The organism is Proteus myxofaciens ATCC 19692, assembly GCF_001654855.1.
GTDB classification, from domain to species: domain Bacteria; phylum Pseudomonadota; class Gammaproteobacteria; order Enterobacterales; family Enterobacteriaceae; genus Proteus; species Proteus myxofaciens.
Genome location: NZ_LXEN01000219.1, coordinates 1 through 369, shown reverse-complemented (window position 1 = coordinate 369; position 369 = coordinate 1). Strand labels below are relative to the sequence as shown.

General features: G+C 23.6%; 1 protein-coding gene. It reads right to left on the bottom strand.

All coding sequences use genetic code 11. The features are described from left to right. On the bottom strand, positions 1–369 hold a 369-nt coding region (locus tag M983_RS16725), incomplete at both ends, for a YopT-type cysteine protease domain-containing protein (RefSeq protein WP_157091991.1).

The window sequence follows — 369 nt, the reverse complement described above, 5'->3', positions numbered from 1 at the left end:
TCATTTTTAATATTTTTTTCTAATCTATATAATTTACCTGCATTCATCCCATTAGAACTAAAAAAATCCTTTAAATAAGAAATAAATTTATTTTTAGAAGAAAATTCGACCACACCAAAATTAGGATCATACAAACCAAAATTACTACCTTTATGCTCTAATTTGGACCAAGCTGTAATAACATGATCTGATGTATATAACTGCAAATAACAATTTCCATCATTGACTTTTCTATTAGTTAATTTGTTAATAACATAATCTAATGAACGCTTATTATTATCTTTAATATTAATTGTAGAAGATATTTCATTATAGTTTTTACTTAATTCATTAATACTGGATATTAATTTTTCGCTAGAACGCCTAACA